The organism is Crenobacter sp. CS_VA4, from assembly GCF_055597485.1.
The window spans coordinates 1-14,358 of sequence record NZ_JBVMAE010000037.1; the positions used below are offsets into that span (position 1 = coordinate 1).

General features: G+C 64.7%; 14 protein-coding genes. 12 read left to right on the plus strand and 2 right to left on the minus strand.

What is annotated here, in order from left to right; genetic code table 11:
- Positions 1–178: 178 nt before the first annotated feature.
- Both ACZ2IA_RS20615 and ACZ2IA_RS20620 read right to left on the minus strand, forming a co-directional pair.
- Positions 179–913, minus strand: coding sequence for a FadR/GntR family transcriptional regulator (locus ACZ2IA_RS20615; protein WP_470294468.1), 735 nt, complete (start codon positions 911–913; stop codon positions 179–181).
- Positions 914–1,520: 607 nt separating this feature from the next.
- Positions 1,521–1,895 carry a carboxymuconolactone decarboxylase family protein gene (locus tag ACZ2IA_RS20620; protein ID WP_470294469.1) on the minus strand — a complete coding sequence of 125 codons (375 nt, stop codon included), beginning with the start codon at positions 1,893–1,895 and terminating at the stop codon, positions 1,521–1,523.
- A 265-nt stretch (positions 1,896–2,160) separates the two neighbouring features.
- Between ACZ2IA_RS20620 and ACZ2IA_RS20625 the strand changes: the two genes are divergently transcribed.
- The 12 genes from ACZ2IA_RS20625 to ACZ2IA_RS20680 all read left to right on the plus strand — a co-directional run bounded on the left by ACZ2IA_RS20625 (position 2,161) and on the right by ACZ2IA_RS20680 (position 13,652).
- A complete protein-coding gene (locus ACZ2IA_RS20625; RefSeq protein ID WP_470294470.1) occupies positions 2,161–2,748 on the plus strand; it encodes an amino acid synthesis family protein in 588 nt (195 codons plus the stop codon).
- Positions 2,738–3,604, plus strand: coding sequence for an alpha/beta fold hydrolase (locus ACZ2IA_RS20630; RefSeq protein ID WP_470294471.1), 867 nt, complete (start codon positions 2,738–2,740; stop codon positions 3,602–3,604). Before ACZ2IA_RS20625 ends, ACZ2IA_RS20630 begins: the two co-directional genes overlap by 11 nt.
- Positions 3,601–4,542 carry a flavin reductase gene (locus ACZ2IA_RS20635; protein WP_470294472.1) on the plus strand — a complete coding sequence of 314 codons (942 nt, stop codon included), beginning with the start codon at positions 3,601–3,603 and terminating at the stop codon, positions 4,540–4,542. The genes ACZ2IA_RS20630 and ACZ2IA_RS20635 overlap by 4 nt, the downstream gene beginning before the upstream one ends.
- Positions 4,543–4,595: 53 nt before the next feature.
- Entirely contained in the window at positions 4,596–5,633 is a 1,038-nt protein-coding gene (locus ACZ2IA_RS20640; protein ID WP_470294473.1) for an LLM class flavin-dependent oxidoreductase, read from the plus strand.
- Positions 5,634–5,649: 16 nt separating this feature from the next.
- Positions 5,650–7,122 (plus strand): aldehyde dehydrogenase, encoded by a 1,473-nt coding sequence (locus ACZ2IA_RS20645; RefSeq protein ID WP_470294474.1) that lies wholly within the window; start codon positions 5,650–5,652, stop codon positions 7,120–7,122.
- A 12-nt stretch (positions 7,123–7,134) separates the two neighbouring features.
- Positions 7,135–7,449 carry an NIPSNAP family protein gene (locus tag ACZ2IA_RS20650; protein ID WP_470294475.1) on the plus strand — a complete coding sequence of 105 codons (315 nt, stop codon included), beginning with the start codon at positions 7,135–7,137 and terminating at the stop codon, positions 7,447–7,449.
- Positions 7,450–7,505: 56 nt separating this feature from the next.
- Positions 7,506–8,534, plus strand: a complete 1,029-nt coding sequence (locus ACZ2IA_RS20655) for an ABC transporter substrate-binding protein (RefSeq protein WP_470294476.1) — start codon at positions 7,506–7,508, stop codon at positions 8,532–8,534.
- 120 nt (positions 8,535–8,654) lie between these two features.
- The gene (locus ACZ2IA_RS20660) at positions 8,655–9,509 is read left to right on the plus strand and encodes an ABC transporter permease (RefSeq protein ID WP_470294477.1); all 855 of its coding nucleotides are present in this window, start codon (positions 8,655–8,657) and stop codon (positions 9,507–9,509) included.
- A gap of 1 nt (position 9,510) precedes the next feature.
- Positions 9,511–10,305, plus strand: a complete 795-nt coding sequence (locus ACZ2IA_RS20665) for an ABC transporter permease (RefSeq protein WP_470294478.1) — start codon at positions 9,511–9,513, stop codon at positions 10,303–10,305.
- Between the two features lie 2 nt (positions 10,306–10,307).
- Entirely contained in the window at positions 10,308–11,387 is a 1,080-nt protein-coding gene (locus ACZ2IA_RS20670) for an ABC transporter ATP-binding protein (protein ID WP_470294479.1), read from the plus strand.
- A gap of 55 nt (positions 11,388–11,442) precedes the next feature.
- Positions 11,443–12,897 (plus strand): NAD-dependent succinate-semialdehyde dehydrogenase, encoded by a 1,455-nt coding sequence (locus ACZ2IA_RS20675; RefSeq protein ID WP_470294480.1) that lies wholly within the window; start codon positions 11,443–11,445, stop codon positions 12,895–12,897.
- A gap of 11 nt (positions 12,898–12,908) precedes the next feature.
- Complete coding sequence (locus ACZ2IA_RS20680; RefSeq protein WP_470294481.1) at positions 12,909–13,652, plus strand: GntR family transcriptional regulator; 744 nt, start codon at positions 12,909–12,911, stop codon at positions 13,650–13,652.
- The last annotated feature ends 706 nt before the right edge of the window (positions 13,653–14,358 follow it).

The window sequence follows — 14,358 nt, forward strand, 5'->3', positions numbered from 1 at the left end:
AGCGGCTTGAGGCTGGCCGCCTGGTCGGGCAACAGGACGCCGACGGCGATGCCGAGCACGAGGCCGATCATCACCTGGATGAACAGCGACTTCTTAATGAGTTGCAACATGGTTTCTCTTTCTCCTGGTGTAGATATGTGTGTGTTGTTGTTATTGGGTACTGCTCAACCGCGGCCGGTCATGGCGTGTTCCCGCCATTGCTTTGACTGGCCGCGCTATGCGCATGCGCGCCGCGGATCGTGATGCCGAGCCGATCGCCGGCGTTGATGATGTGTTGCTGCATTGCCGTGCTGGCGGTCGCGCTGTCGTGCGCCTTGATCGCGCGCAGGATCGCTTCCTTTTCGGCCAACGCGGCCTGCATGCCCTGCGGGCGCGCCAGCATGATGTCGCGAGCGTGGCCGATCGCCTCGCTCGTCTGTTCCATTACCTGCTTGAATACCGGGTTGCGCGAAAAACCGACCAGTTGGCGGTGAAACTGGATGTCGGCCTCGACCGCGGCGGCCAGATCGTCCGTCTCCAGCGCCTCACGCATGTCGAGCACGGTCAGGCGCAGCTGCATCAGTTCGTCGGCGTTGATCGACTGCGCCACCAGCCCGACCACGAACGGCTCGAGTGCGAGGCGCAGCTGGAACACGTCTTCGGCGCGCACCGCCGGTATCGGTATCGCGGCACTGGCGGCCGCTTCCGGCGGGTCGGCGCTGATCACGAACACCCCCTTGCCGGGGTGCGAGCGCAAGAAGCCCAGCGCCACAAGCACCGAGATCGCTTCGCGCAGCGGCGGGCGGCTGATGCCGAGCTGGTCGGCCAGGTCGCGTTGCGAAGGCAGCATATCGCCGGGCTGCCATAGCCCCTGCTTGATCGCGTCGAGAATGTTGCGGGCGGCCACGTCGCCCAGTTTTGAAGAGGTGAACATCGTTGTCGGATAGTGGTTTATTGGGGTCTGCCTGTAACTTACACCGGTCAAACTGGTATTACCAGTAGGATCGTCAAATCGGGCGACAAATGGATGGGGTGATCGTTGCGAATAAAGTCTGTCGGGACGGCGCCGCAGGCCAAGAACTGGCTCGTTTAGTAGGGCGGGGATGCTGAAGTCATGGCGTTACGTTTTTGCAACGGTGATCGCTAGGTGCTGGAGGTAGTCGGTCAGTTGGAGGCGTTCCTACGGCTGGCTGGTGTCCTTTCCTAGCCTGAGCGGCACCTGGCACGGTTCGGCGAACACGACCTTGGAAGGATCCTGCACCGGACAGACTCCACCGTCGATCCCAGGGTTCTCTCCATCAAGCAGTCTTCCATTCGCATGGGCTGCTTCAATGCGGTCTGAGAGATGACGAGCCAGTGACTTTTGGCTGTACGGTGACGAGCAGATTCGGAAGCGGAGCGACAGCTAGCGTCTAGTCGAACGAACACCTGCCGGGTTGGCAGGTTTCGGCAAGCTGCCTAGGCAGCAAAGCCGAAACGTTGGCTGGACTGCGTTTCATTGCCAGCTGCTGCCACGGTGTCTCGGTAGCCTGTAACAGGCCCTACTGGGCGTCTGCGAGTACTTCACGCACGATGCGCATCGCATCGATGGCGGCGGGCACGCCACAATAGATGGCGATCTGCAGGATGGCCTCGACGATCTCCTGTTTGCTGCAGCCGTTGTTCAGCGCCCCCCTTACGTGCAGCTTCAATTCGTGCGGCCGGTTCAGCGCGGCAATCATGCCGAGGTTGATCAGGCTGCGCGTCTTGCGCGGGAGGCCTTCCCGCGCCCACACGGTGCCCCAGCAGTACTCGGTGACCAGCTGCTGTAGCGGCATCGACAGTTCGTCCGCGTTGGCCAGCGCCTGGTTCACGTAGTCTTCGCCCAATACCGCCTTGCGGATTTCCAGGCCGCGCTCAAACGTTTCCTTGCTCATCGTTGTTCTCCTGTTGCTTGGGGGGCTCCCCCTGCTTGGTGGCATCGCTGCCTTCTTGAAGGGTAATGGCCATGATGGCCTTTACCCGTCCTGGCTCACATTCCTACGGGAGTTCTCCCGCGGCCTCGGCTCTGGTCATCTGATTTTCAATATTATGGTATACCAGAATACAAATTTCTTGTTGATGATTGGTCTATGGTATACCGTAATACAAAGATGAGGTAACCGAACGGCGCAGGGCGCCAAGGCACAAGGAGAGCAGGCAATGGATTTCGGAATTCGCAAGGTCGTGACCTACGTCGAAGAAACGCTGATCGAGGGCGGTAAGGTGGCGCAGACGCCGCTGAAGATGTTCGCCGTGGCGGCAGTGCTGAAAAACCCGTGGGCCGGCCGCGGTTTCGTGGAAGACCTGAAGCCGGAGATCCACGCCGTCGCCCCGGTCCTGGGCGAGCTGTTGACGGCCGAGATTCTGCGTCTCGCCGGTTCGGGCGAGGCGGTCGAGGGTTACGGCAAGGCGGCCATCGTCGGCACCGACGGCGAGATCGAGCATGCGTCGGCGCTGATCCACACGCTGCGCTTCGGCAACAAGTACCGCCAGGCGGTCGGCGCCAAGAGCTATCTGAGCTTCACCAACGTGCGCGGCGGTCCGAATTGCCCGATCGTGATTCCGATGATGCACAAGGGCGACGAGGGCATGCGTTCGCACTACCTGACGATCCAGTTCTCGATCAACGACGCGCCGGCGCCGGACGAGATCGTGGTGGCGCTCGGCGCGTCGATCGGCGGCCGCCCGCATCACCGCATCGGCGACCGCTACCAGGATTTGAAGGAGCTTGGCAGCAATGAAGCCTGACTCGATTCCGCAGTCGGTTGAGAACGGCGTGGCCAACGGGACGGCGTTCAGTGTCTACGGCCGCGGCGAGGCGCTGGTACTAATCCACGGCGTCGGCATGGGGCAGGCGATCTGGGCGCCGCAAGTGGCCGACTTCGCCCGCGACTATCGAGTGGTCGTGTACGACATGCTCGGCCACGGCGGCAGCGCCTTGCCGCCGGCCGATGTCGAACTGAAGGATTACGCGACGCAGCTCGCCGACCTGCTCGACCATCTGCAGATCCGTTCGGCCAACGTAATCGGCCATTCGATGGGCGCACTGGTGGCGCTGGAGTTCGCGCTCAATTATCCGGAACGGACGCTACGGGTCGCGGCGCTCAATGCGGTGTTCATGCGTACTCCGGAGCAGCGCGCGGCGGTACTGCAACGCGCCCAGACGCTGAACCATACCGGGGTGGCGGCGACGGTCGATTCCACCGTGGCGCGCTGGTTCGGCGAACCGGTGCCGGCGGGCCTGTCCAGCACCGTCGAGCTGGTGCGCCGGTTCCTGACCGAGGTGAACCCGCTCGGCTACGCCCGGACCTATGGCTTGTTTGCCAGTTCCGACGCCGTGCACGCCGCCGGCTTGCCGCAGCTCGCGATGCCGGCGCTGTTCATGACCGGCGAGTTCGACCCGAATTCGAGCCCAGCCATGTCGCGTGCGATGGCCAATCTTGCTCCGCGCGCCGAACTCGACATCGTGGCGGGCGAGCGGCACATGATGAATGTGACGGCGCCCGCGGCGATCAATCAGCGCCTGCGTGACTTCCTCTCCACCGCGCCAACGGATGGAGCCCCAGCTACCGCGCAAGAAACCCCGAGGAGTGTGCAGTCATGAGCCAAGCCCAATCAATCGACGCGATGGAATTCCGCAAAGCGCTCGGCGCCTTCGTCACCGGCGTCACCGTGGTGTCGACGCAGCAGCAGGATGGGACTCCGCGTGGCTTTACCGCCAACTCGTTCACGTCGGTGTCGCTCGACCCGGCGCTGGTGCTGGTGTGCATTGGCAAGGTCGCGGCCAGCTATCCGATCTTCTCCGAGGCGAGCCATTTCTCGATCAGCGTGTTGGCCGAAGACCAGAAAAACGTATCGAGCGTGTTCGCGTCCAAGGCGCCCGACAAGTTCGAGCAGGTCGCATGGCATCAGGGCGTGACCGGCAGCCCGATCATCGACGGCTCGGCCGCCTGGTTCGATTGCGAGACCTATCAGCTGGTCGACGCCGGCGACCACATCATCCTGATCGGCAAGGTGGTCGACTTTGCCAATACTGCCGCGAGCCCCCTCGGTTACGGCCGTGGCGCCTACCTGACGTTCAGCCTGTCGCAGGACGCGCTGGCCGCCGCCAGCCAGCGCGCCCAGGTCGGTGCAATCCTGGAGTGCAACGGCGGCATCGTGCTCTTGGAAACGGCCAAGGGCTTCGAACTGCCGGCCGGCACCCGCCTGGAGCCGGCGTCCGACGCCAAGAGCCTGCGCGGCGTGCTCGGCCGGCTCGGCATCGATGCCCAGCTCGACTTCCTGTTTGCGGTGTTCGAGGACGCCGCCGCCGACGGCGGGGCGGTGCATATCTACTATCGCGGTCACGTCGACGGCGCCCTGCCACAGGGCGGTGCGGTGCGCGTGGTGCCTCTCGACGCTATTCCTTGGGATAGGCTGTCCGACGAGGCGGTGCGCTCGATGCTCAAGCGCTTCGTCAAGGAACGCAGCGAGGACGCTTTCGGCATCTACATCGGCGACGCCACTACCGGCTCGGTGCAGCCACTGGCCAAGGCGGGCTGAGCGCGGCGAGTACTGAACATATCAAGAAGAGAAGATAGAGGAGTCTGACCATCATGAAATTCTCGCTGTTCCTCCATATGGAGCGCTACGACGCCGACAAGCCGCAAAAAGCGCTATTCGACGAGATGACCCAATTGGTGAAGATCGCCGAGGAAGGCGGCTTCGAGACCGCGTGGATCGGTGAACACCACGGCATGGAGTTCACCATCGCGCCCAACCCCTTCCTCAACCTCACCTATCTCGCGGCCAAGACCTGCAAGATTCGTCTCGGCACCGGCACGGTGATCGCGCCGTTCTGGCACCCGATCAAGTTGGCCGGCGAGATCGGCATGACCGACATCGCCAGCAACGGCCGGCTCGACATCGGCATCGCGCGCGGCGCCTACAATTTCGAGTACGAACGGATGCTGCCGGGGCTCGACGCCTGGGGCGCCGGCGGTAGGCTGCGCGAGATGATTCCGTGCTTGCAGAACCTGTTCAAGGGCGACTACGCGCACGAAGGCGAGTACTGGAGCTTCCCGAAGACCACGCCGCAGCCGCGCCCGCTGCAGCAGCCGCACCCGCCGATCTGGGTCGCCGCGCGCGACGCCAATTCGCACGACTACGCGGTGTCGCAAGGCTGCAATGTCCAGGTGACCTCCTTGTCGGCCGGCGACGCCGAGGTGGTCAGCCTGATGGAGCGCTTCAACGCCGCCTGCGCCAACCACCCCGAGCTGCCGCGCCCCGAGATCATGATGCTGATGCACACCTTCGTCGGCGAAAACGCGCAGGAGGTCGATCGGGCCGTGGACGATCTGCGCCGCTTCTACTGCTACTTCAGCAAGTGGTTCAAGAACGAGCGACCGGTCGAGCAGGGTTTCATCGAGCCTCTCACCGACGAAGATTTCGCGATGTTCCCGAACTACGCGCCCGAGCTGATCCGCAAGAACCTGGTGATCGGCACGCCCCATGAAGTGATCGCGCGCCTGAAGGGCTACGAGGCGCTCGGCTACGACCAGTACAGCTTCTGGATCGACAGCCATATGGATTTCGAGCGCAAGAAGAGGTCGCTCGAACTGTTCATCGGCCAGGTGATGCCGGCGTTTGCGTAAGCGAGGAGCTCGCAGCATGTTAAGACGGTTTCAGCACTACATCGACGGCGCGTTCGAAGACGGCAGCGAAAGCTTCGAGAGCATCAACCCGGCCAGCGGCCAGCGGTGGGCGATCATGCCGGCGGCGACGGCGAACGACGTCGACCGCGCGGTCAAGGCGGCACACCGTGCCTTTGTCTCCGCGCCGTGGGCGAATCTGACCGCGAGCCAGCGCGGCAAGCTGCTCTACAAGCTCGCCGATCTGGTCGCCGCCAATGCGCCAAGGTTGGCCGAACTGGAAACGGCCGACACCGGCAAGATCATCCGCGAAACGACCAGCCAGATCGGCTACGTGGCCGAGTACTACCGCTACTACGCCGGTCTCGCCGACAAGCTGCAGGGCGCCTGCCTGCCGGTCGACAAGCCGGACATGGAAGCCTTTCTGCGCCGCGAACCGATCGGCGTGGTGGCCGGCATCGTGCCGTGGAATTCGCAGCTGTTCCTGTCTGCGGTGAAGCTCGGCCCGGCGCTGGCGGCCGGTTGCACCGTGGTACTGAAAGCGTCCGAAGAGGGCCCGGCGCCGCTGCTGGAGTTTGCCCGGCTGGTGCACGAGGCGGGCTTCCCGGCCGGTGTGGTCAATATCGTCACCGGCTTCGGCGCCGACTGCGGCCGCGCGCTGACCAGCCATCCGCTGGTGTCGCGCATCGCCTTCACCGGCGGCCCGGACACCGCGCGCCACATCGTGCGCAACTCGGCCGAGAACCTGGCGTACACCACGCTGGAGCTGGGCGGCAAGTCGCCGGTGCTGGTGTTCGACGACGTCGATGTCGACAGCGTCAGCAACGCGATCGTCGCCGGCATCTTCGCCGCGACCGGTCAGAGCTGCGTCGCCGGTTCGCGCCTGTTGGTACAGCGCGGCGTGCGCGAGAAGCTGCTCGCCAAGCTGACCGCCAAGGCCGAGGCGATCCGCATCGGCGACCCGCAGGATGCGGCCACCGAGATGGGCCCGCTCGCCACGCAGCGCCAGCGCGAGCATATCGAGAACGTGGTCGCCGCCAGCATCGCTGCCGGTGCCGAGCTGGTGACCGGTGGCGTCCGTCCCGACGGTTTCGACGATGGTTACTACTACCGTCCGACGATTCTTGCGTGTCCCGACGAAAAGGTGCCGAGCGTGACCGAGGAGCTGTTCGGCCCGGTGCTGAGCGTGGTCACCTTCGATACCGAGGCCGAGGCGATCGCGCTCGCCAACGACAGCGTCTACGGCCTCGCCTCCGGCGTGTTCACCCGCGACCTGACCCGCGCTCACCGGCTCACCCGTGCGCTGCGCGCCGGCATCGTCTGGGTCAACACCTACCGCGCGGTGTCGCCGATCGTGCCGTTCGGCGGCTATGGCCTGAGCGGCCTGGGTCGCGAGGGCGGCCTGGAGTCGATGCTCGATTACACCCGCACCAAGTCGGTGTGGATCCGCACCTCGGACGAGCCGATCGCCGACCCATTCGTGATGCGCTGAGGAGAACGACGCATGTACTACGAAGTCCGCACTTACCGCATCAAGACCGGCGCGGTGCCGGCCTACCTGAAGCTGGTCGAGGAGGAGGGCATCGCGCTGCAGAAGCAGTATCTCGGGGACCTGATCGGCTACTTCTTCTCGGAGATCGGCCCCTTGAACCAGATCGTGCACATCTGGGCCTACCCGAGCCTGGACGAGCGCGAGCGGCGCCGGCAAGCGTTGGCGCAAGACCCGGCCTGGCAGGCCTTCGCCCCGAAGATCCAGGCGCTGATGGAGGAGATGGAGAGCAAGATCATGAAGCCCGCGTCATTTTCGCCGCTGGCCTGAACGCAGCACCCCGTAATGAGCCACCAAAAGAGATGGCCCTACAAAGGAGATAACTCATGACCGCATTGAATTCGATTCGCCGCCGCGTCGTCCTCGCCGCCGGCATCACCGTACTCGCATCGACGCCGGCCTTTGCCGCCGGCATCGTGTTTACCAGCTGGGGTGGCACGACCCAGCAGGCTCAGCAGAAGAACTGGGCGCAGCCGTTCACGGCGTCGACCGGCATCGGCGTCGCGATGGACGGCCCGACCGACTACGGCAAGTTCAAGGCCATGGTCGAGAGCGGTAACGTCAACTGGGACGTGGTCGACGTCGAGGGCGATTTCGCCTACAAGGCGGCCAAGGACGGCCTGTTGGAACCGATCGATTTCAACGTGGTGAAGAAGGGCGACCTCGATCTGCGCTTCCTCTCCGCCAACGCCGTGGGCAGCTTCTATTACTCCTTCGTGCTCGGCTACAACAAGCAGGCCATCAAGACCGCGGCACCGCGGACCTGGGCCGACCTGTTCGACCTGAAGCGCTTCCCCGGTAAGCGCACCTTCTATAAGTGGGCCGCACCCGGCGTGCTGGAAATCGCGCTGTTGGCCGATGGGGTGCCGGCCAACAAGCTCTATCCGCTCGATCTCGACCGGGCGTTCAAGAAGCTCAACACCATCAAGAGCCAGATCGTGTGGTGGAGCGGTGGCGCGCAGTCGCAGCAGCTGCTGGCCTCGGGCGAGGCGCCGCTCGGTATGTTCTGGAACGGCCGTGTCCATGCGCTGCAGCAGTCGGGCGCCCCGGTCGGCCTCTCCTGGGAGCAGAACCTGACCGCCGCCGACATGCTGGTGGTGCCCAAGGGCGCCAAGAACAAGGCCGCGGCGATGAAGTTCCTGGCGATGGCCACCAGCCCGGAAGCGCAGGCCAAGTTCGCCACCGACACGTCCTTCGCGCCGATCAACCTGCAGTCCAAGATCAAGATGCCGGCCGCCGCGGTCAAGGCGCTGCCGGACCAACATACCGCAGGTCAGATCAACCTCGACATGAAGTACTGGGCCGATAACCGCGACATGATCTCCAAACGCTGGTACGCCTGGCAGACCCAGTAAAACCGGGGCCGGACGCTGGCGGGTTTGCCCGCCATCGTCCCGGCTCGCCAGTATGAGTGCTCGCTGTCGTGTCGTTTAGGAGTTGTCATGCCAACCGCTTTGAGTCCCACTGCTACACCCATGCCTCGCCGGTTCAGGATCGGCGGCGGTTTTCGTGGCGGCAAACTGCTGCTGCCCGCCACGCTGTTGCTAGGCGTGTTCTTCCTGATGCCGGTGCTGGCGCTGCTGCTGCGCAGCATCCTCGAGCCGACCCCCGGCCTGCAGAATTACGCCGAACTCCTCGGGTCGATGACCTACGTGCGGGTGTTCTACAACACCTTCCTGGTGGCGACCGTGGTCACGGTGATCACGCTCTTGGTCGGCTTTCCCACCGCCTGGCTCCTGGCCATCCTGCCCAAACGCTGGAGCTCGCTGATGTTCGCCGTGCTGCTCTTGTCGATGTGGACCAACCTGCTGGCCCGGACCTACGGCTGGATGGTGCTGCTGCAGCAGACCGGCCTGATCAACCGGGTGCTGATGGATATCGGCCTGATCGATCAGCCGCTGAGCCTGGTGAACAATCTGGTCGGCGTCACTATCGGCATGACCTACATCATGCTGCCGTTCCTGGTGATGCCGTTGCACGCCACCTTGCGCAGTATCGACCCGTCGACGCTACGCGCCGCGGCGATCTGCGGTGCCAGCCGCTGGCAGGCGTTCTACCGGGTGCTGCTGCCGCTGGCGCTGCCCGGCATCGCCTCGGGCGCGCTGATGGTGTTCGTGATGTCGCTCGGCTACTACGTGACGCCGGCGCTGCTCGGCGGCACGCAATACATGATGTTGGCCGAACTGATCGCGCAACTGGTGCAGTCGCTGCTCAACTGGGGCCTGGCCAGTGCCGCCGCCTTCGTGCTGCTGGTGGTGACGCTCGGGCTGTACGCGCTGCAGTTGCGCCTGCTCGGCGGCGCGCAGCAAATGGCCGAGGGAGGGCGCTGACATGTTGCTCGATTTTGACCAACTGGGCTCCTGGCGCTGGCCGCTGGTCGGCCTCGGCGTGCTGGTGTCGCTGTTCCTGCTGCTGCCTATCATCTTTATCGCCGCGCTGTCGTTCGGCGATTCGCAGTGGCTGCAGTTTCCGCCGCCGGGCTGGACGCTGCAGTGGTACCGGCAGTTGCTGACCGATTCGAACTGGCTCGCCGCGCTGTTCACCAGCGCCAAGGTGGCGGTGCTGGTCACCGTGCTGTCGGTCACGCTCGGCCTGCTCGCCGCACTGGGGCTGTCGCGCGGCAAGTTTGCCGGCAAAGGCGTGCTGCAGGCGTTTTTCCTGACGCCGATGGTGCTGCCGGTGGTGGTGCTGGCGGTGGCGCTGTACGCGTTCTTCTTGAAGCTCGGGCTCACCGGCACGCTGGTCGGTTTCGTGATCGGCCACCTGATCGTCGCGCTGCCGTTCTCGATCATCACCATCAGCAATTCGTTGCAGAGCTTCGACACCGCGCTGGAGGACGCCGCGATGATCTGCGGCGCCGGCCCGTTCGAAGTGAAATGGCGCGTCACGCTGCCGGCGATCCGGCTCGGGCTGTTTGCGGCCGCGATCTTTTCCTTCCTGATTTCCTGGGACGAAGTCGTGCTGTCGATCTTCATGGCCAGCCCCACGCTGCAAACCCTGCCGGTACTGATCTGGAGCACGCTGCGCCAGGATCTGACCCCGGTGATCGCGGCCGCTTCGACGCTGTTGGTGGCGTTGACCGTCGTGCTGATGCTGCTCGTCGCTTTGATTAGGAAAGGTAAATAGCCATGACCACTCCGTTTTTGCAGATTCGTGGCCTCAGAAAGACCTACGACCAGGTGGTGGCCATCGACCAGGTTTCGCTCGACATCAAAGAGGGCGAGTTCATGACCTTCCTCGGGCCGTCCGGCTCGGGAAAGAGCACCACACTCTATATCGTGGCGGGTTTCCAGGGGCCGACCGAAGGCCAGGTGCTGCTGAACGGCAAGTCGCTGCTCGACGTGGCGCCGAACCAGCGCAATATCGGCATGGTGTTCCAGCGCTACACCTTGTTTCCGCATCTGACGGTGGGCGAGAACGTGGCGTTTCCGCTGCGCGTGCGGCGCCGTCCGGATGCCGAGGTCAAGGCCAAGGTCGGGAAGATGCTGGAGCTGGTGCATCTGGGCGAGTACCGCGACCGCTTGCCGGGGCAACTGTCCGGCGGCCAGCAGCAACGGGTGGCGATCGCCCGCGCGCTGGCGTACGACCCGCCGCTGCTCTTGATGGATGAGCCCTTGTCGGCGCTCGACAAGAAGTTGCGCGAGGAGATCCAGTTCGAACTGCGCCGCATCCACCAGGAAACCGGCGTGACCATCTTGTACGTGACGCACGATCAGGAGGAAGCACTGCGCCTGTCGGACCGGATCGCGGTGTTCAACCAAGGCAAGATCGAACAGGTGGGGACCGGCGAGGAACTGTACGAGCGGCCGTCGTCGCGTTTCGTCGCCGGCTTCATCGGCAACTCCAACTTCCTGCCGGTGACGGTCGAGCAGGTGCATGGCGGCCGGGCGCGCGCGGTGTTTCCGAACGGTCGCGTGGTGGAAGCGGCGGCGAGCCGGGAAAAGCTTGCCGCAGGCGGCGTGGGCACGCTGATGGTGCGTCCCGAGCAGATGCGCATCAAGCCGGGTCACGCGGAGTCGGCAGGCCAGGGCTTGCCGGTGACGGTGCGCGACATGACCTACTTGGGCGACAGCATGCACTTCGCGGTGCAGACGCCGTGGCAGCAGGAAATCGCGATCCGCATGGCGGTGCGCGACGGGCAGGGCCTGGCTATCGGCGCGCCGGCCCTGGTCGAGTGGGATATGCAGCACGGCCACGTGTTTGCCTGATAACGATGGGAAACGGGCGTTCGGCCAACGTGCCGGCGGCCCGACAGGGGGTGGGATGGAAGCCTTAAGCTACGCGGAGCTGGTCAAGGATCGTTGCTATATCGACGGCGAATGGATAAGCGGGGAACAGCGTCTCGCGGTAAACAACCCGGCCACCGGCGAGATCATCGGCTCGGTACCACTGCTCGGCGAGGCCGAGACCCGGCGCGCCATCGAGGCGGCCCACAAGGCCGGCGTTAACTGGCGTGCCCGGCCGGCCAAGGAGCGCTCGGCCCTGCTGCGGCGTTGGTTCGATCTGGTGGTCGCCCACACCGAGGTGCTGGCGCGTATCCTGACCGACGAGATGGGCAAGCCGCTCGCCGAGGCGCGTGGCGAGATCGGCTACGGCGCCAGTTACATCGAGTGGTTCGCCGAGGAGGCCAAGCGGGTGTATGGCGACGTGATCCCAACGCCGCAGTCCGACAAGCGCCTCGTCACCGTCAAGCAGCCGGTCGGCGTGGTGGCGGCGATCACGCCGTGGAACTTCCCAAACGCCATGCTGGCACGTAAGATCGCGCCGGCGCTGGCGGCCGGTTGCACCGTGGTCGCCAAGCCGGCCGAACAAACGCCGCTGTCGGCGCTGGCGCTGGCAAGGTTGGCCGAACTCGCCGGCATCCCGAAGGGCGTGATCAATATCGTCACCGGCGATGCGAAGGCGATCGGCGGCGAGCTGACGCGCCACCCCTTGGTGAGGAAGCTCACCTTTACCGGCTCGACCGAAGTGGGCCGGCTGCTGTTGCGCCAGTGCGCCGACACGGTCAAACGGGTCAGCATGGAGCTGGGCGGCAACGCGCCGTTCATCGTGTTCGACGACGCCGACCTCGATGCGGCAGCGGACGGCGCGATGGTGTCGAAATACCGCAATACCGGCCAGACCTGCGTGTGCGCCAACCGGCTCTACGTACAGGACGGGGTTTACGATGCCTTCGTCGAGAAGCTGGCTGCCGCGGTGGCCAAGCTCAAGGTCGGCCGAGGCAGCGATACCGACGTGACCCAGGGCCCGCTGATCGACGAGAAGGCGGTGGCCAAGGTCGAGGCGCATATCGCCGATGCGCTCGCCAACGGTGCGAACATCGTGGCCGGCGGCAAGCGTCATGCACTCGGCGCGACTTTCTTCGAGCCGACCATCCTGCGCGACGTGACGCCGGCGATGCGGGTGGCGCGCGAGGAAACCTTCGGCCCGGTCGCCCCGCTGTTTCGCTTCACGGACGAGCGTGATGTGATCGCGCAGGCCAATGCCAGCGAATTCGGGCTGGCGGCCTATTTCTACACGCGTGACGTCGGCCGGGTCTGGCGGGTGGCCGAGGCGATCGAGGCGGGCATGGTCGGCATCAATACCGGCCTGATCTCGAACGAGGCGGCCCCGTTCGGCGGCATCAAGCAGTCCGGTTTCGGGAGAGAGGGTTCCCGTTACGGGATAGAGGACTACCTCGAAATCAAATACCTCTGCCTTGGCGAGATTGATAAATAAGGAGAGACGGTATGTCACCGACGAGCAGCAGTTCGCTGAAGATAGACCGCAGCGCAAAGACCTTGCGCGAGCTGACGCTGGAGAAGATGCGCGACGCGATTCTCAACGCCTACTTCCAGCCGGGTGCACGGCTGGTCGAGCGTACGCTGTGCGAGGAGCTGGGGGTGAGCCGTACCATCGTGCGCGAGGTGCTGCGCCACCTGGAGACCGAGGGCCTGGTCGAGTCCATCCCGCATCAGGGGCCGGTGGTCGCGACGCTGGACGCCGACAAGGCCGCCCAGGTGTACGAGATTCGTGCGCTGCTGGAAGGGCACGCCGCCCGGATGTGCACCGAAAAGGCCAGCGACGAGACGATCGCGCGGCTTGGCGCCATCAACGAGGAAATCCAGGCGGCGTTCGCGGCCAACGATTTCCGGGAAGTGCTGGCGAAGACCTCGACGTTTTACGAGACCATGTTCGCCGGCGGCGGCCAGACCATGGCGTGGGAGGTCGTGCAATCGCTCAACGCCCGCATCAACCGGCTGCGCGCGATGACGATCAGCTCGACCGGGCGCGGGCAGGAGGCGGCGGCGGAAATGGCGCAGATCCTGGATGCCCTCAAGCGACGTGACCCGCAGGCCGCCCATGACGCGTCGGTGGCGCACGTGCGCCGCGTCGCCGAGATCGCGGCCAGGAAGCTGGCGGAAATGGCGGAGGCCAACGCCGCTTCGGAAGAAGCCGACAAGCGGGCCGAAGGCATTCGCTTGGTAGGGTAAGCGGGGCTCTAGCGTTCCCTCCTGAGTTGTGCGAGAGGGCTCCGTTCCTGTTTGCGCCGGCCTCAATGCAAACGAGCAAGGATGGGTTCGGATGACACAGCAAATCAAGGTCTACAAGTCTCCGGCCGGCGGCTGGTCTCCACCGGGATGAACGCGCCGGCGTCCGAGCACCTGCTGTCCGAGCCGGCAATCGTCGCGCGGCTCGCCACCGCGACACTGCCCAGCAGCAAGACGCCGTGGTGGTGGCTGGCCGGGACTACGACCGCATTCGCGACAAGATCGCCGAGGTGGTCGACGGCCTCGTCCCCTTGGGCAATGCCGCCGACCGGGCCCGGACGCCGGCGTCCATGTCGATTCCGGTCCGGCTGACACCGAGTGCGGCATAGCAGATCAATGTTTGCGTGTCTCCCCCGTAAAAGGTCAGGTCCGGGGTCGAACACTGGTTGACTCCCGGCATCGAGCCGGTGCGCCTATCGCTTCGGCGCCGTCGTTAGCATAGATTTTCCACCCGGGTCGCCGAGCCCCCAATCATATTCCCGAACCAGTCGCGTGATCCGAAGTTGACCCGCCATGCTTCGTACGATTAGCTCGGTCAGAATCAGGCGATAGCCGGGGATGCCATTCAGTTCGACAAAAGCCAAGCGGATTTCCTTCCACCGATGACGATTCGCCATCTCCCAAGCTGAGGGCGGTCGTTGTTGCCAGG